15 protein-coding genes and 1 tRNA gene are annotated in these 19,843 nt (G+C 70.5%); 6 read left to right on the top strand and 10 right to left on the bottom strand.

The window, feature by feature from the left end:
- Positions 1 to 76: 76 nt before the first annotated feature.
- Both ABD269_RS03120 and ABD269_RS03115 read right to left on the bottom strand, forming a co-directional pair.
- Positions 77 to 1,297 (bottom strand): acyltransferase family protein, encoded by a 1,221-nt coding sequence (locus tag ABD269_RS03120; RefSeq protein WP_344115769.1) that lies wholly within the window; start codon positions 1,295 to 1,297, stop codon positions 77 to 79.
- Between the two features lie 173 nt (positions 1,298 to 1,470).
- A complete protein-coding gene (locus ABD269_RS03115; protein WP_344115767.1) occupies positions 1,471 to 2,619 on the bottom strand; it encodes an acyltransferase family protein in 1,149 nt (382 codons plus the stop codon).
- Between the two features lie 187 nt (positions 2,620 to 2,806).
- Between ABD269_RS03115 and cysS the strand changes: the two genes are divergently transcribed.
- The 3 genes from cysS (at position 2,807) to ABD269_RS03100 (ending at position 7,046) form a co-directional block, all read left to right on the top strand.
- Positions 2,807 to 4,201 (top strand): cysteine--tRNA ligase, encoded by a 1,395-nt coding sequence (gene cysS / locus ABD269_RS03110; RefSeq protein ID WP_301893160.1) that lies wholly within the window; start codon positions 2,807 to 2,809, stop codon positions 4,199 to 4,201.
- Positions 4,202 to 4,310: 109 nt separating this feature from the next.
- The gene (gene rlmB, locus ABD269_RS03105) at positions 4,311 to 5,261 is read left to right on the top strand and encodes a 23S rRNA (guanosine(2251)-2'-O)-methyltransferase RlmB (protein WP_301893159.1); all 951 of its coding nucleotides are present in this window, start codon (positions 4,311 to 4,313) and stop codon (positions 5,259 to 5,261) included.
- Positions 5,262 to 5,414: 153 nt separating this feature from the next.
- Complete coding sequence (locus tag ABD269_RS03100; protein ID WP_344115764.1) at positions 5,415 to 7,046, top strand: DoxX family protein; 1,632 nt, start codon at positions 5,415 to 5,417, stop codon at positions 7,044 to 7,046.
- 64 nt (positions 7,047 to 7,110) lie between these two features.
- Here ABD269_RS03100 and ABD269_RS03095 read toward each other — a convergent pair whose 3' ends face one another.
- The 3 genes from ABD269_RS03095 to ABD269_RS03085 form a co-directional block, all read right to left on the bottom strand.
- On the bottom strand, positions 7,111 to 7,833 hold the full coding sequence (locus ABD269_RS03095) for a nucleotidyltransferase family protein (RefSeq protein ID WP_344115763.1): 723 nt from the start codon (positions 7,831 to 7,833) through the stop codon (positions 7,111 to 7,113).
- Positions 7,834 to 7,967: 134 nt separating this feature from the next.
- The gene (locus ABD269_RS03090; protein ID WP_116213342.1) at positions 7,968 to 8,384 is read right to left on the bottom strand and encodes a hypothetical protein; all 417 of its coding nucleotides are present in this window, start codon (positions 8,382 to 8,384) and stop codon (positions 7,968 to 7,970) included.
- A gap of 302 nt (positions 8,385 to 8,686) precedes the next feature.
- Positions 8,687 to 9,814: an ABC transporter ATP-binding protein gene (locus ABD269_RS03085; protein ID WP_301893156.1), complete on the bottom strand. Its 1,128-nt coding sequence runs from the start codon at positions 9,812 to 9,814 to the stop codon at positions 8,687 to 8,689.
- A gap of 240 nt (positions 9,815 to 10,054) precedes the next feature.
- Here ABD269_RS03085 and ABD269_RS03080 point away from each other — a divergent pair.
- Positions 10,055 to 10,128 (top strand) — tRNA-Thr (locus ABD269_RS03080).
- An 80-nt stretch (positions 10,129 to 10,208) separates the two neighbouring features.
- Here ABD269_RS03080 and ABD269_RS03075 read toward each other — a convergent pair.
- Positions 10,209 to 12,380 carry an MMPL family transporter gene (locus ABD269_RS03075; RefSeq protein WP_344115758.1) on the bottom strand — a complete coding sequence of 724 codons (2,172 nt, stop codon included), beginning with the start codon at positions 12,378 to 12,380 and terminating at the stop codon, positions 10,209 to 10,211.
- A 227-nt stretch (positions 12,381 to 12,607) separates the two neighbouring features.
- Here ABD269_RS03075 and ABD269_RS03070 point away from each other — a divergent pair, with 227 nt between their 5' ends.
- Positions 12,608 to 13,747: an aminopeptidase P family protein gene (locus ABD269_RS03070; protein ID WP_425572815.1), complete on the top strand. Its 1,140-nt coding sequence runs from the start codon at positions 12,608 to 12,610 to the stop codon at positions 13,745 to 13,747.
- 84 nt (positions 13,748 to 13,831) lie between these two features.
- On the opposite strand, the gene ABD269_RS03065 is transcribed toward ABD269_RS03070, so the two are convergent.
- Positions 13,832 to 15,433, bottom strand: a complete 1,602-nt coding sequence (locus ABD269_RS03065) for an MFS transporter (protein WP_344115756.1) — start codon at positions 15,431 to 15,433, stop codon at positions 13,832 to 13,834.
- 206 nt (positions 15,434 to 15,639) lie between these two features.
- On the bottom strand, positions 15,640 to 16,644 hold the full coding sequence (locus ABD269_RS03060) for a zinc-binding dehydrogenase (RefSeq protein WP_344115754.1): 1,005 nt from the start codon (positions 16,642 to 16,644) through the stop codon (positions 15,640 to 15,642).
- A gap of 94 nt (positions 16,645 to 16,738) precedes the next feature.
- On the opposite strand from ABD269_RS03060, the gene ABD269_RS03055 reads away from it, so the two are divergent.
- The gene (locus ABD269_RS03055) at positions 16,739 to 17,443 is read left to right on the top strand and encodes a pentapeptide repeat-containing protein (RefSeq protein WP_425572821.1); all 705 of its coding nucleotides are present in this window, start codon (positions 16,739 to 16,741) and stop codon (positions 17,441 to 17,443) included.
- Between the two features lie 10 nt (positions 17,444 to 17,453).
- On the opposite strand, the gene ABD269_RS03050 is transcribed toward ABD269_RS03055, so the two are convergent.
- Together ABD269_RS03050 and ABD269_RS03045 are read right to left on the bottom strand one after the other, a co-directional pair.
- Positions 17,454 to 17,951 carry a hypothetical protein gene (locus ABD269_RS03050; protein WP_344115750.1) on the bottom strand — a complete coding sequence of 166 codons (498 nt, stop codon included), beginning with the start codon at positions 17,949 to 17,951 and terminating at the stop codon, positions 17,454 to 17,456.
- A gap of 157 nt (positions 17,952 to 18,108) precedes the next feature.
- A complete protein-coding gene (locus ABD269_RS03045; RefSeq protein WP_425572819.1) occupies positions 18,109 to 19,656 on the bottom strand; it encodes a M4 family metallopeptidase in 1,548 nt (515 codons plus the stop codon).
- Between the last annotated feature and the right edge of the window lie 187 nt (positions 19,657 to 19,843).

The following is a 19,843-nucleotide window of genomic DNA, read 5'->3' as shown; positions in this document are numbered from 1 at the left end:
GGTCCGCGAAATCCAGCCCGTCCGGCGTTTGAGGACGCGCCCGAAGGGCGCCCCCGCCGCAGGCGGCAACGGAGGGTCAGGCGCCGTCCGACTTGCCCGCACCCACACGATCCGGCTCGGCGGGTTCGTAAAGACGAACCCGCTTCGGCATGGGCAGCCCCTCCCGCGTCTGCGCGGTCGCAGGCGCGGTCGCGGGCGGCGCCGAGTTGCGGCGCATCTCGTCCATCCCCTTCAGCAGGCCCTTGCGGAGCCGCTTGCCCAGCGGCCGCTCGACGTACTTGTGCAGGAGCCACGCCGCGCCCAGCATCACCGCGATCAGGCCCGGCACGAGCACGTGTGCGGGGATGCGGTCGCGCAGGGCGTAGATGACGGTCATGCCGATGTACTGGTGGATCAGGTACACCGGGTAGGTGAGCGCGCCCGCCGTCGACAGCCAGCGCCACTGCACGCGGTTCAGCTTGCCCAGCGCGATCAGTGCCATCAGCACGAACGCCACGAAGATGATCAGCGAGGCCGGCCAGGTCGGGATCGTGTGGCTGGAGTTGTCCGCCACGCGCCGCGGCACATGGTGCTCGGCGAGCAGCAGCGACATGGCCACGATGCCCCAGAGCAGCGCCGTGGGCTTGTAGCGGTACATCAGGTAGAAGGCGATGCCCGCGATGAAGTAGGGCGCGTACAGCGGCATCGCCCACATGTCGAGGATCTTGCTGTCCACGCTGGACGAGGTGACCGCAGCCACCGTCCAGATGCCACAGAAGAGGACGCACTTGCGGTACGTGACGCCGGTGGCGACGACGACCGCGAAAAGTACGTAGAACTTCAGCTCGATGAAGAGCGTCCAGTAGACGCCGTCGACGTCCCAGACGCCGACGCCCGTCTGGAGCATGGTCAGGTTGGTGAGGACCGCGTCCCAGTTCTGCACCTGGCGCACCTGCGGCCACAGCGTGACCACGCTCGCGGTCAGGAAGACCGCCACCCAGTAGGCCGGGTAGATCCGGGACGCCCGGGAGACCACGAAGTCGCCCAGGGTGCGTCCCCAGGTGCTCATGCAGATGACGAAACCGCTGATCAGGAAGAAGATCTCGACACCTGTCCACCCGTACCGGGTGATCAGGCTCAGGTGGGGGAAGAACTCGCGGGTGTCTCTGCCCCAGCCGCCGCGCAGGGCGACGTAGTGGAACAGCACGACCATCAGGGCCGCGATGATGCGGAGCCCGTCCAGGACGTACAGCCGTGGTGCGGGCTGCTGGACGGCTGACCTGCCGCCATCGAGTTCACCTCGTCTGGCGAAACGCATGTCATCCTCTCCCATTGGCTAAGTCGGCTCATCCTACGCAGCCCCGTTCGCACGCATGCTGACACAGGAAGCCATGGTGCTGCCGTGACAGTTATCTCCTGTCTCTCACGTATTTCCAAGCCCCTCCCGTAGGCGATCTTCCCGGGGGTCCACGGATATCCGTACAAGGCAGGTCACCCGGCCCTGATCTCTGTTGCGGCCTTCCGCAGACCGCGTCCGAGCGCCGCGGACAGCGGACGTTCCACGTACCGGTGTACCAGCCATGCTGCCTGGAGCATCACCAGGACGAGGGCCGGGAGCAGCACGTAGCGCGGCACCAGGCCGGCGGTGTGCCGGATGACCAGCCAGCCGACGCGCTCGTGGATCAGATAGAGCGGATAGGTGAGCGCGCCGGCCGTGGTCAGCCACCGCAGGTCCAGGCGCCGGGTCCGGCCGAGCGCCACCGCCGCCACCGCGAGGAAGAACAGCGTGAGCAGCGCCGTCGTCGGCCAGTGCGGCACGTGCCGGCCCATGTGGCCTTCCGCGCGCGCCTGGGCGTCCAGGAGGGCGTGCTGCGCGACCAGGAAGCAGCTGCCCACGATCAGCCAGAGCGCCAGGTTCGGGCGGAAGCGGTACATCAGGTGGAAGGCGATGCCGGCGATGAAGTACCAGCAGTCCTCAGGCATCAGGATCTGGTCGAGCGCGGGGTTGTGCACCGCGGCGGCGACGGCTCCCGCGAACCCCCAGACCACACAGAAGCCGACGGCCCGCCGGTAGGTCAGGCCTCGCCAGGCGATCAGCGCGAAGAGCAGGTAGAAGCGCATCTCGACCCAGAGCGTCCAGTAGACGCCGTCGACCGCATCCACTCCAAGGGGCGCTTGGAGCATCGTCAGGTTGACGGCGACATCCCTCGGACGGAGGGTTTCGTCCACCGCGGGCCACATATAGGTGATGAGCGCGACAGCGAGCACACCGAACCAGTAGGCGGGGAAGAGCCGGGTGACGCGCGACACGGCGAACTCGCCGACGCTCTTCCCCCAGCAGCTCATGCAGATCACGAAGCCACTGATCAGAAAGAACAGCTGCACGCCCAGCCAGCCGTAGGACGCGGGCAGGAAGGCCGTCGGGAAGACCGCCGGGGACGGCCGTGCCCAGACCCCGCTGCCGAACGCCACGTAGTGGTAGGCCACGACCATCAGCGCGGCGAACAGCCGCAGCCCGTCCAGCGCGGCCAGCCGCCCGCGCCGCCCGCCGCTCCCCGGCCTGCGGGCCGTCTCCAGGGGCCCGGCAGGCGGGCCCGGCCGTTCCGGGTGCTCCTGCTGTACCGGCAGAGTGGAGTGCAACACCCCTCCAGGGATCCGCGGCGCCTCGCCGTGAAGTCGTCACCGAGAAGTTGGCTTCGTGCCGCGGAAGTTACCATGCAAACTTATCGTTTTGGCGCAATAAGCAAATAAGGGGCAAAACGTTCCGTCCGACGAACGAACCGGCCGTTTGCCCGGGGCACTCCCCGGAGCCCACTACCCTGGTTGCGTGACCATTCGCCTGTACGACACCAGCGCCCGGCAGATCCGTGACTTCATCCCGATCACTCCGGGCTGTGTCTCGATCTACCTCTGTGGCGCGACCGTGCAGGCCGCTCCGCACATCGGACATATCCGCTCCGGTCTCAACTTCGACATCATGCGCCGCTGGTTCGCCCACCGCGGCTACGACGTGACGTTCGTCCGCAACGTGACGGACATCGACGACAAGATCATCAAGAAGTCCGCCGAGCAGGGCCGCCCCTGGTGGTCGATCGGCTATGAGAACGAGCGCGCCTTCAACAGCGGTTACGACGTGCTCGGCTGCCTGCCCCCCACGTACGAACCGCGCGCCACCGGCCATGTCACCGAGATGGTCGAGATGATGCGCGGCCTGATCGAGCGCGGCCACGCGTACGAGTCGGAGGGCAACGTCTATTTCGACGTGCGCTCCTTCCCCGGCTATCTCCAGCTCTCCAACCAGGACCTGGACAACCTCCTCCAGCCGTCCGGCGAGGGCGAGACCGGCAAGCGCGACCCCCGTGACTTCGCGATGTGGAAGGCCGCCAAGCCCGGTGAGCCCTCCTGGGAGACCCCGTGGGGCCGCGGCCGCCCCGGCTGGCACCTGGAGTGCTCGGCCATGGCGCACAAGTACCTGGGCGCGGCCTTCGACATCCACGGCGGCGGCCTGGACCTGATCTTCCCGCACCACGAGAACGAGATCGCCCAGGCCAAGGCCTTCGGCGACGACTTCGCCGCCTACTGGGTGCACAACGCCTGGGTGACCATGAGCGGCGAGAAGATGTCGAAGTCGCTCGGCAACTCCGTCCTCGTCTCCGAGATGGTCAAGCACTGGCGCCCCATCGTCCTGCGTTACTACCTCGGCACCCCGCACTACCGCTCGATGATCGAGTACAGCGAGGAGGCGCTGCGCGAGGCGGAGTCCGCCTTCGCGCGCATCGAGGGCTTCATCCAGCGCGTCGTGGAGAAGGCCGGTCCGGTCGAGCCCGCCGCCGAGGTGCCGCCCGCCTTCGCCGAGGCGATGGACGACGACCTGGGCGTCCCCCAGGCCCTCGCGATCGTGCACACCACCGTGCGCCAGGGCAACTCCGCGCTGACCGCCGACGACAAGGAATCCGCCGTCGCCCGGCTGGCCGAGGTCCGCGCCATGCTCGGCGTGCTGGGCCTCGACCCGCTCGACCCGCAGTGGGCCGGTGCCGCGTCCGGCCGCGGTGACGATCTGCACGGCGTGGTCGACTCCCTGGTCAGGCTGGTGCTGGAGCAGCGCCAGGCCGCCCGCGGGCGCAAGGACTACGCCACCGCCGACGCCATCCGCGACCAGCTCCAGCAGGCCGGTCTCGCCATCGAGGACACCCCGTCCGGTCCCCGCTGGTCGCTCACCTAGGGGCTCCGCCCTCAAGCGACGCGGCCCGTCCTGAGAGACACTTTTCGTACGTACGTTTACAAGAGCCGCCCCACCGGTGGCTCTGAGCAGTGAAGAAACAGGTGCACCCATGGCCGGCAACAGCCAGCGCAGGAACCGCCGCACGTCCAACAAGAAGGGCGCGACGGTCGGCAGCGGCGGCAAGCGGCGCCGTGCCCTGGAGGGCAAGGGTCCGACCCCGCCCGCTTCCGAGCGCAAGGGCCACAAGAAGAACCGTCTCGCCAGCGCCAAGGTCCGGCACGAGTCCAAGCGCCCGGCCCCGCGCCGCGGCGGGCCCAAGGGCACCAACGAGCTCGTCGTCGGCCGTAACTCGGTCGTCGAGGCGCTGCGCGAGGGCGTCCCCGCGAACACGCTCTACGTCCAGCAGTACCTGGACAACGACGAGCGCGTCCGCGAGGCGCTCCAGCTCGCCACGGACAAGGGCCTCAACCTCATGGAGGCCCCGCGTCCCGAGCTCGACCGGATGACGAACGGCCTCAACCACCAGGGCCTCGTCCTGTCGGTCCCGCCCTATGAGTACGCCCACCCGGACGACCTCACCGCCGCCGCGTTCGACGACGGCGAGGACCCGCTGATCGTCGCCCTCGACGGCATCACCGACCCGCGCAACCTCGGCGCCGTCGTCCGCTCCGTCTCCGCCTTCGGCGGCCACGGCGTGGTCGTCCCCGAGCGCCGCGCGGCCGGCATGACCGCCAGCGCCTGGAAGACCTCCGCGGGCACCGCCGCCCGTACGCCGGTGGCCCGCGCCACCAACATGACGCGGCTGCTGGAGTCGTACCAGAAGGCCGGGCTCGTGGTCGTCGGCCTGGCCGCCGACGGCGACGTCGAGCTGCACGAGCTGGAGGCCCTCGAGGGCCCCGTCGTCATCGTCGTCGGCAGCGAGGGCAAGGGCCTGTCCCGCCTCGTCGGCGAGACCTGCGACTTCCGCGTCCGGATCCCGATGCCGGGTGGCGCGGAATCCCTGAACGCGGGCGTCGCGGCCGGCGTGGTCCTGTACGAGGCCTCGCGCCGCCGGGCCTGATCCCAAGTGACCGCTTGCGGTCACAAATCGACATCGAACGCCGGACGGGCCGTTAAACCAGCCCGTCCGGCGTTCGGCGTCTCATGACCTTGACGGGTCTCGGACAGTTCGAACCGGTCAAGGCAGTGTCCTAATCAGAAGTCACTCGGTTAGATGAGTGTGGACACCAGAACACCCCGCACACCCACGGGGGGAAGCTCTTCCGGGTACGACGACCAGCCCGCGCTGAGTACGGTGAAAGTGCCGTCCGACCCGGCGCAGATCGTCGTCAACCATATGAGTTTCCGCGTGCAGCTCGCCCGGCCGCCGCGCGTCGCCCGCCAGTTCGCCGGGGTCGCCGACACGGCACAGCTGCCCACCGTCAAGAGCGCGGCCAGGCGCCGCGCGCCGGTGGTGTGGAGCGGCCGGACCCGGCCCGGCGACGCGGCGCCCACCGAACTCCTGCAAGCGGTAAGGGACTCCGCGGCCGGGCCCGTGGAGACCGCGACCGGCGGCGACGCGGGCTCCACCCAGGTGCTGCCCCGGATCCGCGTCGACGGCCCCCCGCCGACCGTCGTCGGCCCCCGCGGCTCCAGCGAGCACACCGCCCCCGGCGAGCTCGTCGAACCGGTCGGCCCCCGGACCCAACTGCTGCGCGGGGTACGCCCCACGGACAGTGCGTACGACGAAGATCAGTACCACTACCAGCAGTTCGACGACGAGGACGGCGAGGACTCCGGGCCGAAGCGCGACCGCGGCGGCAACGACTCCGTCCGTCACGCCTATTACCCCGGCCGCCGGATGAACCTCGGCGTCGTGCTCCTGCCGTTGCGGATCTTCCTCGGCCTCATCTCCATCTACGCGGGCATGGGCAAGCTCTGCGACCCCGTCTACTTCGACGGCGGGCGCCGGGGCTCCATGGTCACCTGGCTGACCGCGCTGCACCCCTGGCCCGCCGCGGCGCCGCTGCGCTCCCTCGCCCTCGCCCACCCCGTCGGCTCCGGGCTCACCGTCGCCTTCCTCCAGGTCGTCGTCGGCGTGCTGACCATCTTCGGCCTCTGGCAGCGGCTCGCCGCCTGCATCGGCGTCCTGCTGTCCGCGGTCCTGCTGATGACGGTCAGCTGGCGCACCGTGCCCGTCTACAACGCGCCCGACATCGTCTACCTCGCCGCGTGGAGCCCCCTCGTGATCGCCGGGGCGCCCTTCTACTCCGTCGACGGCCGCCTCGCCGGAGAGGCGTGGCGGCGGCTCGGCCCCCGCGCCGAGCTGTGGGAGCTGCGCCGCCGCGTGCTGCGCCGGGGCACGGTCATGGCCACCGTCGTCATCGGCCTGTCCCTGATCGCCGGCTCGACGCTGGGCGGCGCCGTGCGGTCCTCGTCGACCGTGCGGACCCCCGGGCCGAGCGACCCGCCGGTCAACAACCTCCCCGGCACGCACCTCCCGGAGACCCCGGGCACCGGCTCCCCGTCCAGGGTCGGCCACGGGTCGGCCACCCCCGGCACCCCCAAGCCGTCCCTCCCGGGCAAGAAGACCGCCACCCCGTCCGCCACCGGTCCTGCCGTCCCCGGCGCCGCGCGGGCCCCCGAGAGCACGGCGGGCACCGCCGGGCACCCGGGCGCGAGCCAGGGCGCCCACTCCACGCCGCAGACGCACGAGCGGCCCGCCGCTCCCGCGGCCCCGCGCAGCCCCTCGGGCTCCTCGGCCACCCGCGGCTCCGGAAGCGGCGGCACGGGCTCGTCGGGCAACTCCTCCTCCGGCGGTTCGACCAGCGGCACCGGAGGGGCCCTGGGAGGCCTCCTCGGCTGAACCACCGGCCCATGGCCGAGCCCCCGCATCCCACCAGGGTGCGGGGGCTCTTCCGTGCGGGCGGTCAGCCCGCGAGCTCCTTGGCGGCCTCCGTCAGGTCCTTCGCCGTGTCGATGGCCCGCCAGTACGCGCCGTGCGGCAGCGGGTAGCCCGCCAGCCGGCGCTCGCGCGCGAGGCGCGGGAAGGTAGTGCGCTCGTGGTCGCCGCGCTCGGGCAGCAGACCGGCGAAGTCCGCGGAGAATACATAGACGCCCGCGTTGATCAGATACGGGGACGGCGGCGACTCGATGAAGTCGAGGACGTGGCCGAACTCGTCGGTCTCCACGGCGCCCCAGGGGATCCGCGGCCGGGCCAGGGCCAAAGTGGCCGTCGCGTCACGCTCGTGGTGGAAGGCGGCCATCTCGCGGAGCGAGAAGCGGGTCCAGATGTCGCCGTTGGTGGCGTACCAGGGGCGGTCGGGGTGCGGCAGGGACCCGGCCGCGTACTTGAGGCCGCCACCGCGGCCCAGGGGCTCCTGCTCCACCACGGTGGTCACCCGGAGCGGCAGGTCGGCCGACACGAGCCAGTCCTGGAGGACTTCCGCCAGATGGCCGCAGGAGACCACGGCGTCGGTGACGCCCTCGGCGGCGAGCCAGGCCAGCTGATGGCCGATGATCGGGGTCCCGGTGCCGGGGATCTCGACCATCGGCTTGGGGCGGTCGTCGGTGTACGGGCGAAGCCGCGATCCTTGGCCTCCGGCCAGGACGACGGCTTGGGTGGGATACGAATACGCGTGCGTACCGGTCATGCTCCGCACGATATGCCGTGGCCCGGGCGGGGGTGCGGGCGGCAGTGCGCGCGGTCGTACGAGGTGCTGCCGTACGGCGGGCCGTACGGATCGTGCGATACGGATCGTGCGACGGCCGGGCCCGTGGGCGCCGGTCAGTGGGCCTGCGCGACGCCGGAGGCGAACGAGGTGTCGCAGACGGGCCGGGAGAACTTCTGGGCCTGCTTGGGGCCGTACTTCGCGACCGCGGCACGGCCGAGGGCGCGGGCCAGGTCGGCGCAGTGCCGGGCGAGCGAGGGACGGCCGTTGGTCGCGGCCTGGAGGTGGGTGAGCGCGGCGCCGGGGTTCTTCACCTGGAGCTCGGTCAACAGCTGGTCGCGCAGCACCTCGTACGGCGCGCGGGCCGCCTTGGCCTGGGTGGAGGCGGTGTCGGACGAGGCGGTCAGCACCTGTGAGTCGGCGGTCGGCGCGGCCCACGGGACGCGGGTGACGGCGAGGGTCCCGGAGAGCACGAGCACGACGGGGAGGACGAGGGCGAGAGTTCTGCCGATGCGGCGGGCGGCCTGGTTCATGTGGCAGATGGTAGCGAGGGGTAATGATATGGCGACATTTAGTCACCCGGTCGAGCGAAGGAATTGAGGTTTATCGCGGTACGCGAGTTGACGCACGCGCTCGAAAAGGTGAGGGCTGTAGGGGTACGCCGCAAACGCGGAACGGTGCGGGTTGCTTGCGCCTGCGGCGGGCTTGTTCCCCCACCCCGCCCCTTCCCGAAACCGGGGCTCCGCCCCGGACCCCGAAGCACGCTTCGCGCGCTGTCCTCAAACGCCGGACGGGCTGAAATGCCCGTCCGGCGCCCGCACCCGGCTGCGCCGGGTCAGTCGCTCAAGCGTTCACCCGACGACGTCGAGAACACGTGCAGTTCGCCCGCCCGCGGAACGACCCGCAGGAGGGCCCCCTTCTCCGGTACGCGGCGGCCGTTGACGCGGACCACGAGGTCCTTGTGTTCGTCGCCGACCTCGGCCGTGCCGTAGACGTAGCCGTCGGCGCCGAGTTCCTCGACCACGTTGACCGTGACCGCGAGCCCGGCGGGGGCGTCCTTGCCGAGGGACGTCGTGGATTCGCCGCCCTGCTCGACGACGTCGAAGTGCTCGGGCCGTACGCCGACCGTCACCGTGCGGTCGCCGCGGTCCGCGGCGGCGGTCAGTGCCTCGCGGGAGACGGGTACGACGCTGTTGCCGAATTTCACGCCGCCGTCGGTGATCGGGACCTCGACGAGGTTCATGGCGGGGGAGCCGATGAAGCCGGCGACGAAGAGGTTGGCGGGGCGGTCGTACATGTTGCGCGGCGAGTCGACCTGCTGGAGCAGCCCGTCCTTGAGCACGGCCACGCGGTCGCCCATGGTCATGGCCTCGACCTGGTCGTGGGTGACGTAGACGGTGGTGATGCCGAGGCGCCGCTGGAGCCCGGCGATCTGGGTGCGGGTCTGGACGCGCAGCTTGGCGTCGAGGTTGGAGAGCGGCTCGTCCATGAGGAACACCTGCGGCTCGCGGACGATCGCGCGCCCCATGGCCACGCGCTGCCGCTGGCCGCCGGAGAGGGCCTTGGGCTTGCGGCCGAGGTACTCCGTGAGGTCCAGGATCCTGGCCGCGTCCTCGACTTTCTGCCGGATCTCCGTCTTGTTGACGCCCGCGATCTTCAGGGCGAAGCCCATGTTGTCGGCGACGGTCATGTGCGGGTAGAGCGCGTAGTTCTGGAACACCATCGCGATGTCCCGGTCCTTGGGCGGCAGGTGGGTGACGTCGCGGTCGCCGATGCGGATCGCGCCGCCGTTGACGTCCTCGAGGCCCGCGAGCATGCGCAGCGAGGTGGACTTGCCGCAGCCGGAGGGCCCGACGAGGACGAGGAACTCGCCGTCCTCGATCGCGATGTCGAGCTGGTCGACGGCGGGCTTGTCGCTCCCCGGGTAGATCCGGGTCGCCTTGTCGTACGTGACCGTAGCCATGGTTCGAGATCCCTTCACCGGCAGGAACGTGCCGGACGATCCGAGTAAAAGGAGTGGTCCAGTCCAATTGGACGGGTTGCCGGTGACGCTACCCGGGGGCGGGGCCGTTGTCAGTAGCGAAGAGGGCGGAACCTTCCCGCGTCCTCGCCCGGCCTCCGCCCGTGGCAACTCTGTGGATGGCAGAAGGAGGCGCTGTGTAGAGTGGGGCAGCGTTCGTGGGCGGTGTCCCGCGTCCGTCGTGCCGCCTTAGCTCAGTTGGCCAGAGCGTCGCTCTTGTAAAGCGAGGGTCGTCGGTTCGAATCCGACAGGCGGCTCGTGCAAGCGCTCACCAGCGCGTGGATCGGCCCTCCGTGATCTCTCACGGAGGGCCGATGTCATTGCGGGTGCGTACGGGTCAGCGCCGTACCTCCTCGCCCTCCGTCCGGTGCGCGGTGGCGTCCAGCGGGTGGGCGGCGGCGAGCGGCTCCGCCCGCGGTGCGTCCTGGTGGCCCGGCCACCACGCCTTGTGGCCGAGCAGCGCGGTCACCGTCGGGACCAGCAGCATGGCCATGATGAAGGCCGTCAGCAGGATGCCGAAGGCGACCGCGAAGCCCATCTGCTGGAGCATGGAGTTGTCGGCCAGCATCAGGACGCCGAAGGTGCCCGCGAGGATGATCGCCGCGGAGCTGATCGTGGGCGCCGAGCGGGACACCGCCGTGTGGATGGCCTCGCGGGCGGGCACGCCGCGGCGGACCTCCTCGCGGAGGCGGGCGACCATGAGGATGTTGTAGTCGGTGCCGATGGCGACGACGAAGAGATAGACGATGATCGGCAGCATGAACAGCAGGCCGTTCTTGTGCTGCGCGCCCTGGAAGAGCCAGACGGTCGCGCCGAGCGTCGCGCCGAAGCCCAGGGCGACGGAGATCATCAGGTAGACCGGCGCCACCAGGCTGCGGAGCAGCAGCCCCAGGATGATCATGATGGCGAGGCCGGCGACCGGGAAGACGACCTTGTAGTCGTGGTCGACGGCCTTCTCCACGTCGGAGAGGACGGCCGAGGTGCCGCCGACGACGGCCCGGGTGCCCGCGGGCGCGGCCGCGTGCGCGCCGTCGCGGAGCGAGCCGCCGGCCAGCTCGATGGCCTTGTCCTCGGTGGGGCGGTACTTCAGGACGACGCTGTACTGCGCGACGGTCCGGTCGGGGCTGGTGGCCGTGAGCGCGGCGGAGCCGACCCCGTCGAGCTTCGCGAGCGCGGCGCGGTAGGTGTCCAGGGCGCCCTTGTCGAGCGGGGCGGCGTTCCTGGACTGGACGTAGACCATCGCGGGGTCGGACTGACCGGCGGAGAAGCCCCGCTGGAGGTCCTTCATCGCCTGGACGGACTCCAGCTTCTGCGGCAGCTGGCTGTCGGTGTCGAACTCCGCCTTGAAGTTGAGTGCGCCGATGGCGAGCACGGCGAGCACCACGGCCGAGGCGGCCGCGATGACACCCGGGCGGCGGGCGACGGACGAGCCGAGGCTGTCCGAGATCCGGTTGCGCGGCTTCTTCTTCCATGCCTTCGACGGCCAGAACGCCTTGGTACCGAGGAGGGAGAAGACGGCCGGCACGAGCGTGAGCGCGGCGACCAGGGTCACGGCGACGGAGATCGCCAGCGACGGGCCCATCGCGCGCATCATGCCCATGGTGGACAGCAGCAGGGCGAGGAAGGCGACGATGACCGCCCCTGCGGCCGAGGCGATCGTCTCGCCCACCCGGGCAACGGCGTTGACCAGAGCCTTCTTCGGCTGCTCACCGGCCCGCAGTTCCTCGCGGTAGCGGAAGAGGAGGAAGAGGAGGTAGTCGGTGCCGACGCCGAAGAGGACGACGATGAGGATGGGAGTGATGTTGTTGTCGGCCTTGAGTCCGCCGGCGTTGGCGACGATGCCGATGAGGCCGAGGGCGACGCTGAAGACGACGCCGATGATCAGTACGGGCAGCAGGGCGATCAGCGGGCTGCGGAAGATGACGAGCAGCAGGACGACGATCAGCAGGAGCGTCGCCGACATGATCATGGCGTCGGTGTTGCCCGAGGACTCCTTGGTGTCCAGCGTGGTGGCCGCCTGGCCGGTGATGCCCATCTTCAACTGGGTCCCGCCGAGCAGGGACTTCGCATCCGAGCGGAGGTCCTTGACCGCGTCGGGGGCGGCGGTGTCCTGGGGGTTGCGGTCGACGGCGATGATATTGGCCAGGGCGATCTCGCCGTTGGGGGAGACGGCCTGGGGGCTGGTCACCACCTTGGATATGCCCTTGTGGTGCTTGGCGTCCAGGCCCTTGGTGATCCGGGCGACGGCCTCCCGGTCCTGCGGGGTGAGCTTGCCGCCGTCACTCCGCTGGAACACGGCTATCGCGGAGGGCTGTTCGGTCTGCGGGAAGGCCTTCTCCTGGAGTTTCCCGGCCTGAACGGACTCGTAATGCGAAGGCAGAAATTCCGTTTCATCGGTTGTCGACTTCAAACCCGGGGCGAGCATGGCGAGCGCCACTGCCGCAATGATCCAGCCCGCAATGGTCAGCCAGGGGCGGTGGACGGCGAACCGTCCTATCCGTCGGAACATGGTGCTCCTTCAACGTGTGGTCCAGCGCTGCCCGGCGGAAGAACGACAACGGAATGAGTTCAGTTCGGGCGTCAACACGCTAGGGGGGCAGGGTTCCCGCCCACAATGAAATCCGGGGGAAATCGGTCCTGGGTCGGGGTGCTTCTCATCCGGGCGGATGAGGGGCTCTCACCCGTGAGGTAGAGAGCTGCGCTGCCGACCGCCTCCGTCCGGATTACGCTGCCTTCATGAGCGATGCCGCCGTGCCCGACCCCTACGGGGCGCCCGAGGGGTCCATGGTCCTGGCCGCCCGCATGGAGCGGGCCGCCGTCTCGGCCGCCGAGGCCGGTCTCGCCGGTCTGCTGGTCACGCCGGGCCCCGACCTCACCTGGCTGACGGGCTACCGCCCGCACACCACGGAGCGGCTCACCGCGCTGCTGCTGGTGTCCGGCCGCCGGCCGCAGCTGCTGGTCCCGGCCCTGGAGGCGCCGGACGCCGAACGGGCACCGGGCGCCCACGCGTTGACGATCACCGGCTGGACGGACGGCCAGGATCCGTACGCCGCCCTCGCGCCGCTGTTCGACCCGCGGGGCCGCTACGGCATCTCGGACAGCGCCTGGGCGCTGCACCTGCTGGCCTTCCAGCGGGCCTGTCCCGGCGTCTCCTTCGGGGCGTTCACGGAGCTGCTGCCGATGCTGCGCGCGGTCAAGGACGCGTACGAGGTGGAGCGGCTCGCGGCGGCGGGCGCGGCGGCGGACGCCGCGTACGAGGACATCGTGAGCCTGCGGTTCGCGGGGCGGCGGGAGAAGGACGTGGCGGCGGACCTGGCCCGGCTGCTGCGCGAACACGGCCACAGCCGGGTCGACTTCACGGTGGTCGGCGCCGGGGCGCACAGCGCTAACCCGCACCACGACGCGGGCGACCAGGTCATCGAGAACGGCGACATGGTCGTCATGGACTTCGGCGGCCTCATGGACGGCTACGGCTCCGACACCACCCGTACCGTCCACGTGGGCGAGCCGACCGCCGAGGAGCGCAAGGTGCACGACGTCGTGCGCGAGGCGCAGCAGGTGGCGTTCGAGGCCGTGCGGCCCGGGGTGGCGTGCCAGGAGATCGACCGCGCGGCCCGCAAGGTCATCCGGGCCGCCGGCTACGGCGAATACTTCATCCACCGCACCGGCCACGGCATCGGCGTGACGACCCACGAGCCGCCCTATCTGGTCGAGGGCGAGCACCTGCCGTTGCGGCCGGGAATGAGTTTCTCGATCGAGCCGGGCATTTATCTCCCGGGCCGCTTCGGGGTCCGTGTCGAGGACATTGTCGTCTGCACCGAATCGGGCGGGCGCCGCCTGAACAACACGGACCGCGGACTGCTCGTCGTGAGCTGACCGGAATCGCTTTACAGGGCCAGGTGCATGATATGCGGCCCTGTATGGGATTTCCGTGCGCGACACGGGAGTTGGCGCGCGGGATCAGCCCGTGGGCTCGCCGGGTTCGTAGGCGCGCATGTGATGGCGTTCCTCCGCCTCCGCCCGCGCGGGGTCGGCGGGAGTTGCCGGGGCTGCGTGCTTGGGTGCGCCCGTGGTGACCATCAGGCCGCCGACCACGGCGGCGAGGAGCATGATGCCCGAGGCCCACGCGATGGCGACGTTGAAGCCGTGGACCACGCCCGTCTTCACGACGGTGTCCCGCACGGCGGGGGTCAGGCGCCCGCCCGCCTCGGCTGCGGCGGTCCTCAAGTGGGCCGCGACGTATGTGGCACTGGTGGAGGTGGCGATCGTGTTGAGGAGCGCCGTGCCGATGGAACCCCCCACCTGCTGAGCGGTGTTGACCGTGGCGGACGTGACCCCGGAGTCCCGCGGTGCCACGCCCGACGTCGCGGTGGCCATCACCGGCATGAAGATCAGGCCCATCCCCAGGCCCACCAGGATCTCGGACGGCAGGACGTGCGAGGTGAACGCGGGTTCCACCGGCAGGAAGGTCAGCAGGAAGAGACCGGACGCCGCGAACAGCGCACCGGGCACGATCAGCGCCCGCGGCGGCACATGGGTCATCAGCCGCGCGGAGATCTGGGTGGAGGCGATGATGATCGCGGCGGTCAGCGGCAGGAAGGCCAGCCCCGTCTTGACCGGGGAATAGCCGCACACGACCTGGAGGTAGTACGTCATGAACAGGAACATCCCGAACATGGCGATGACCGCGAGCGCCATCGTCATGACCGCGCCCGCGCGGTTGCGGTTGCGCAGTATGCGCAGCGGCAGCAGAGGGCTCGGCGCCCGCGTCTGCCACCAGGTGAACAGCCCCAGCAGCGCCGCGCCCCCGAACAGCAGCCCGAGCACGCGCGTGTCGCTCCAGCCGCGGGGCTCGGCCTCGCTGCAGCCGTAGACGATCGCCACGAGCCCCCCGCAGCCCAGGAGGACGCCCGGGATGTCCAGCCGCGGCCTGCCCTCGCCACGGCGGCGGTCGTCGCGGAGGAACGCCCCGGCGCCCAGGAAGGCGATGACCGCGATCGGGACGTTCACGTACAGGCACCAGCGCCAGTTCAGGTACTCGGTCAGCAGACCGCCGGCGATCAGCCCGATGGCCGAACCGCCGCCCGCGATCGCGCCGTAGATGCCGAACGCCTTGCTGCGCTCGCGCACGTCAGTGAACGTCGTGGTCAGCAAGGACAGCGCGGACGGCGCCAGCAGCGCCCCGAACGCGCCCTGGAGCGCCCGGGACATGAAGAGCAGCCCCGACGTCTGCGCGGCACCGCCGAGCGCGGACGCGGCGGCGAAGCCGACGAGCCCGGTCATGAAGGTGAGCTTGCGCCCGACCAGGTCGGCGATCTTGCCGCCGAGCAGCAGCAGACCGCCGAACGCGAGGGTGTAGGCGGTGATCACCCACTGCCGGTTCCCGTCGGACATGTGGAGGGCGCGCTGCGCGGACGGCAGCGCGATGTTCACGATGGTCGCGTCGAGGACGACCATGAGCTGCGCGACGGCGATGACGACCAGCCCCCACCAGCGGCGGGGGTCGCACTCGGGCTGAGCGGTGGACAGTGGAGGTATGGGGCCCGTATTCGTGGAGCTCATCGGAACCTGCTCTCGCATCCGATCCGGTGCGTATGCGGTTGTGCGCGGTGCGTATACGTATGCGGTTGTGCGCGCCATCCAGACTAGGCCCGATGGGGGGCGCGTGCTCGTCGGAGGCGGCTTGTTTTCGCCCATGAAATCCGGACGAATCGACTCCGCGTCGCCGCGATGAGGGTTCCCTTGGGTGGAATCAAGCCGTCCGGCCGTCAGGGGATCAGCACGACCTTGCCGACCGTCCCGCGCGACTCCAGCGCCCGGTGCGCCGCGGCCGCCTCCGCCAGCGGGAAGCGCGTGACGACCGGAGTCACCCGCCCGGCCGCCGCGTGCGCCAACGACTCCGCCTGCGTACGGCGCATCCCCGCGGGCCCGCCGAGCCGCTCCATCATCGGCGCCCCGAGTACACCGGTCGACGTGATCGACCGCGCGGCCAGCTCCTCCGGCGCGAACGGCGGCACCGGTCCCGCGCCCGCCGGCTCCGACGTCCAGCCGAAGACCAGATGCCGGCCCCCGCGCCCCAGCAGGCCGACCGCGGCACGCGCGGCCTCGCCGCCCACACTGTCGAGGACGACGGTCGCGGCCCGCCCGCCGAGCGCCGTACGGGCGGCTTCCGGCCACGCCGGATCCGTGTAGTCGAGGGCGATGTCGGCGCCCAGCTCCCGTACGCGTTCCACCTTCGCGGACCCGCCGGCGAGGCCGACGACGGTGGCGCCCGCGCGCTTCGTGTGCTGCACGAGCAGCGTGCCGAGACCACCCGCGGCGGCCAGGATCACGACCACGTCGTCGGCGGCCGGTTCCGCGAAGGCGAGGACGCCCAGAGCCGTGCGGCCGGTGCCGACCATGGTGACGGCGTGGTCGTCGGCGAGCCCTTCGGGGATGTCGTGCAGCTTGTCGGCGTCGCTGACCGTGAGCTGCGCGTAGCCCCCCGGTACCTGGCCCAGATGGGCGACGACACGGCGGCCGAGCCACGCCGGGTCGGTGCCCGGGCCGAGCGCCTCGACCGTGCCCGCGATCTCGTGACCGAGGATCGCGGGCAGCTCCGGCGGCTTGTGCGGGCCCTTCGTCTCGCCCCGCCGCAAGGTCGTGTCGACGAGGTGCACACCCGCCGCGCCGACCGCGATCCGGACCTGGCCGGGGCCCGGCACGGGGTCGTCGGTCTTCTCGTACGTGAGGTTCTCTGCGGGACCGAAGGCGTGCAGCCGGATCGCGTGCATGGTGTTCCTCCTCGGCGGCGGGGCGCCGTTGATAAGGGCATAAGTCCAGGTCAGAGGCGTTGTCAGTGCCGTGTGCCACCGTGGGTGCATGGCGATGGACGAGAGGGCACAGGGCAGGGCGAGGCCGCGGAAGGCGGCCCCCATGGCCAGACTCCCAGAGGTGCGGCTGCCACCGCTGCGGCCGTACGAGGGATGTGGGCTGGAGCCGGAGGGCGACTACGACGGCCTGGAGTTCACCGAGGCCGACTTCACCGGGCAGAGCGCCCGCGGCGCGCACTTCCTGGACTGCGCGATGAGCCGCTGTGTGCTGGACGAGGCCCGGATGGGCCGGGCGCGGTTCGTGGACTGCGTCCTGGACGGGGTCCGCGGGGTGGGCACCGACCTGGCCGGGGCCGGTCTGCGCGACGTGGAGGTGCGCGACGCCCGGCTCGGCGGGACGCAACTGCACGGCGCGGCCCTGGAGCGGGTGGTGGTCCGCGGCGGCAAGATCGACTACCTGAATCTGCGCAAGGCCGGGCTGAAGGACGTCACGTTCGAGGGTTGTGTCCTCGTGGAGGCGGATTTCGGCGGAGCCGTCCTGGAGCGCGTCGTCTTCCGCGACTGCGCGCTGCGGCGCGTCGACTTCAGCGCCGCCCGGATGAAGGACGTCGACCTGCGGGAGGTCGGCGAGCTGGACATCGCGCGGGGGATCGAGCAGCTTTCGGGCGCGGTCATCAGCCCGTCCCAACTGCTGGATCTCGCCCCGGCCTTCGCCGCGCAGATAGGCGTCAGGGTGGAGCCGCCGCTCGGGTTCGGGTGACCTCGGGGAGTCAGACCCGCGGGAAGCGGGCCTGGAGGTCCCAGATCACCGGGTTGTCGGCGAGGCCCTCGTGCATGTCCGACAGATCGGCGATCAGGTCGTGCAGGAAGTCCCGGGCCTCGCGCCGCAGCGCCCGGTGGTTGAAGGTGAGCGGGGGCTCGTCCGCCGGCATCCAGTCGGCCTCCACCTCCACCCACCCGAAGCGCCGGGCGAAGAGCATCCGGTCGGTCGACTCGGTGAAGTCCAGCTCGGCGTACTGCGGGACCGCCGAGCGGTTGCCCCGGGGGTCCCGGTCGACCTGTTCGAGGATGTCGCACAGCGCCCAGGCGAAGTCCAGGACCGGCACCCATCCCCAGGCTGTGGACAGCTCGCGGTCCGACTTCACGTCGGCGATGTAGACGTCACCGCAGAAGAGGTCGTGCCGCAGCGCCCGCACGTCCGCGGTGCGGTAGTCCGTCTGCGGCGGGTCGGGGAAGCGGCGCGAAAGCGAGTAGCCGAGGTCGATCACGCTTCGATGGTGTCACGGCCGGGAGGTGTACGCGTAAACGTACGGGCCGGGGGCCCGCCGCCCCCGGTACGCACCGGACCGCGCCCCCGCCTTCCTGGGCGGTGGGGGCGCGGTCCGGGCGGATCACGGGAGGGGTGCCGGAGTCACTCCGGGCCGGTCACTTGACGTTGATCGCCGTCCAGGTGGCCGCGACCGCCTTGTACTCCGCGCTGGTGGCGCCGTAGAGGTCCGCGGTGGCCTTCAGGGTGCCCGCGCGGGCGGCCTTGTAGTTGGTGGTGGAGGTGAAGTACGTGGTCAGCGCCTTGTACCAGATCTTGGTGGCCTTGTCCCGGCCGATACCGGCGAGCTTGGAGTTGTTGTAGGTGGGGCTGTTGTAGGTCACGCCGTTGATCGTCTTCGTGCCGCTGCCCTCGGACAGCAGGTAGAAGAAGTGGTTGGCGGGGCCGGAGGAGTAGTGGACGTCGATGTTGCCGAGGCTCGACGACCAGTAGTCCTTCGACGCGCCGTCCTTGCTCGGCTTGTCCATGTAGCGCAGCGGTGTGCCGTCGCCGTTGATGTTGATGGCCTCACCGATGAGGTAGTCGCCCTTGTCGGTGCCGTTGTTGGCGTAGAACTCGGCGGCGGTGCCGAAGATGTCCGAGGTCGCCTCGTTGAGGCCACCGGACTCGCCGCTGTAGTTCAGGCCGGCCGTCGCCGAGGTGACACCGTGGCTCATCTCGTGGGCGGCCACGTCGAGCGAGGTCAGCGGGTGGCTGTTGTTCTCACCGTCGCCGTACGTCATGCAGAAGCACTCGTCGTCCCAGAAGGCGTTGACGTAGTTGTCGCCGTAGTGGACGCGGGAGTAGGCGGCCTTGCCGTCGTTCTTGATGCCCGTGCGGCCGAGGACGTTCTTGTAGAAGTCCCAGGTGACGGCCGCGCCGTAGTGCGCGTCGACGCCCGCGGTCTGGCGGCCGCCGCCCCAGGTGTCGGTGGAGTTGGTGTACAGCGAACCGGTGCCGGACGTCCCCTGGTTGAGGTCGTACGTCTTGTGGCCGCCGCGCGCGCCGTCCTCGAGCTGGAAGCCCGAACCGGTCTTCGTCGTGGTCAGCGGGACGTTGCCGCTGTAGGTGCTGGTGCCCGTGCCCGTCTCGATGGCCTCGCGCTGGAACAGCTTCTTGCCCGTCGACGCGTCCGTGATGACGTGCAGCTTGCTCGGCGTGCCGTCCTTCTGGACGCCCGTCACCACGGTCTCGTAGGCCAGGACCGGCTTGCCGCTCGCCGCCCAGACGACCTTGCGCGGGGCCTGGCTGTCGGTCTTGGCGTTCTTCTCCTCCGCGGAGGCGCTCAGCGCGCTCTTCTTCGCGGCGGACGGCGCGAGGGAGGGCGTCGTCGTGGGCACGGATATGTCGGCGTCGGTCGCCTTGTCGACGCTGCGCGAGCCGCTCTTCGTCTCGTGCACGACCAGGTCGCCGCCGAGCACCGGCAGCCCCTCGTACGTCCGCTCGTAGCGGGTGTGCACCGTGCCGTCCGCGTCCTTGATGACATCGCGGACGACCAGCTTCTCCTTGCCACCGAGGCCGATCCTGGCGGCGGTGCTTCCGGCCTCCGTCTGCGCGCTCTTGAGCGCGGCCGACCGCTGCCCCGCGGAGAGCGCGAGTGCCTGCGCGCCGTTCTCGCGGTCGGTCTTGGCGGTCGCCGAGCCGCTCTGCACTCCGACGACGACCATGGCCGCCGATGCGACGAGGGCGGCGGCGCGCAGGGTGTTCTTACGGGAGGTGGAGGTGATGCTTCTCAACTCTGTCTCCTATGAGGGGGGTTGGAGCAGCCGGGTGTACGACCGCCCTGTGGTGCAGGTGTGGTGCAGGTGTGGTGCAGGAGCGAATTGAGGAGAGAGTGTCATTGATTGGGCGTCA

This window comes from Streptomyces blastmyceticus, assembly GCF_039521185.1.
Classification (GTDB): Bacteria; Actinomycetota; Actinomycetes; order Streptomycetales; family Streptomycetaceae; genus Streptomyces; species Streptomyces blastmyceticus.
The sequence above is the reverse complement of the archived record's forward strand: the minus strand, read 5'-3'. Positions and strand labels throughout refer to the sequence as shown.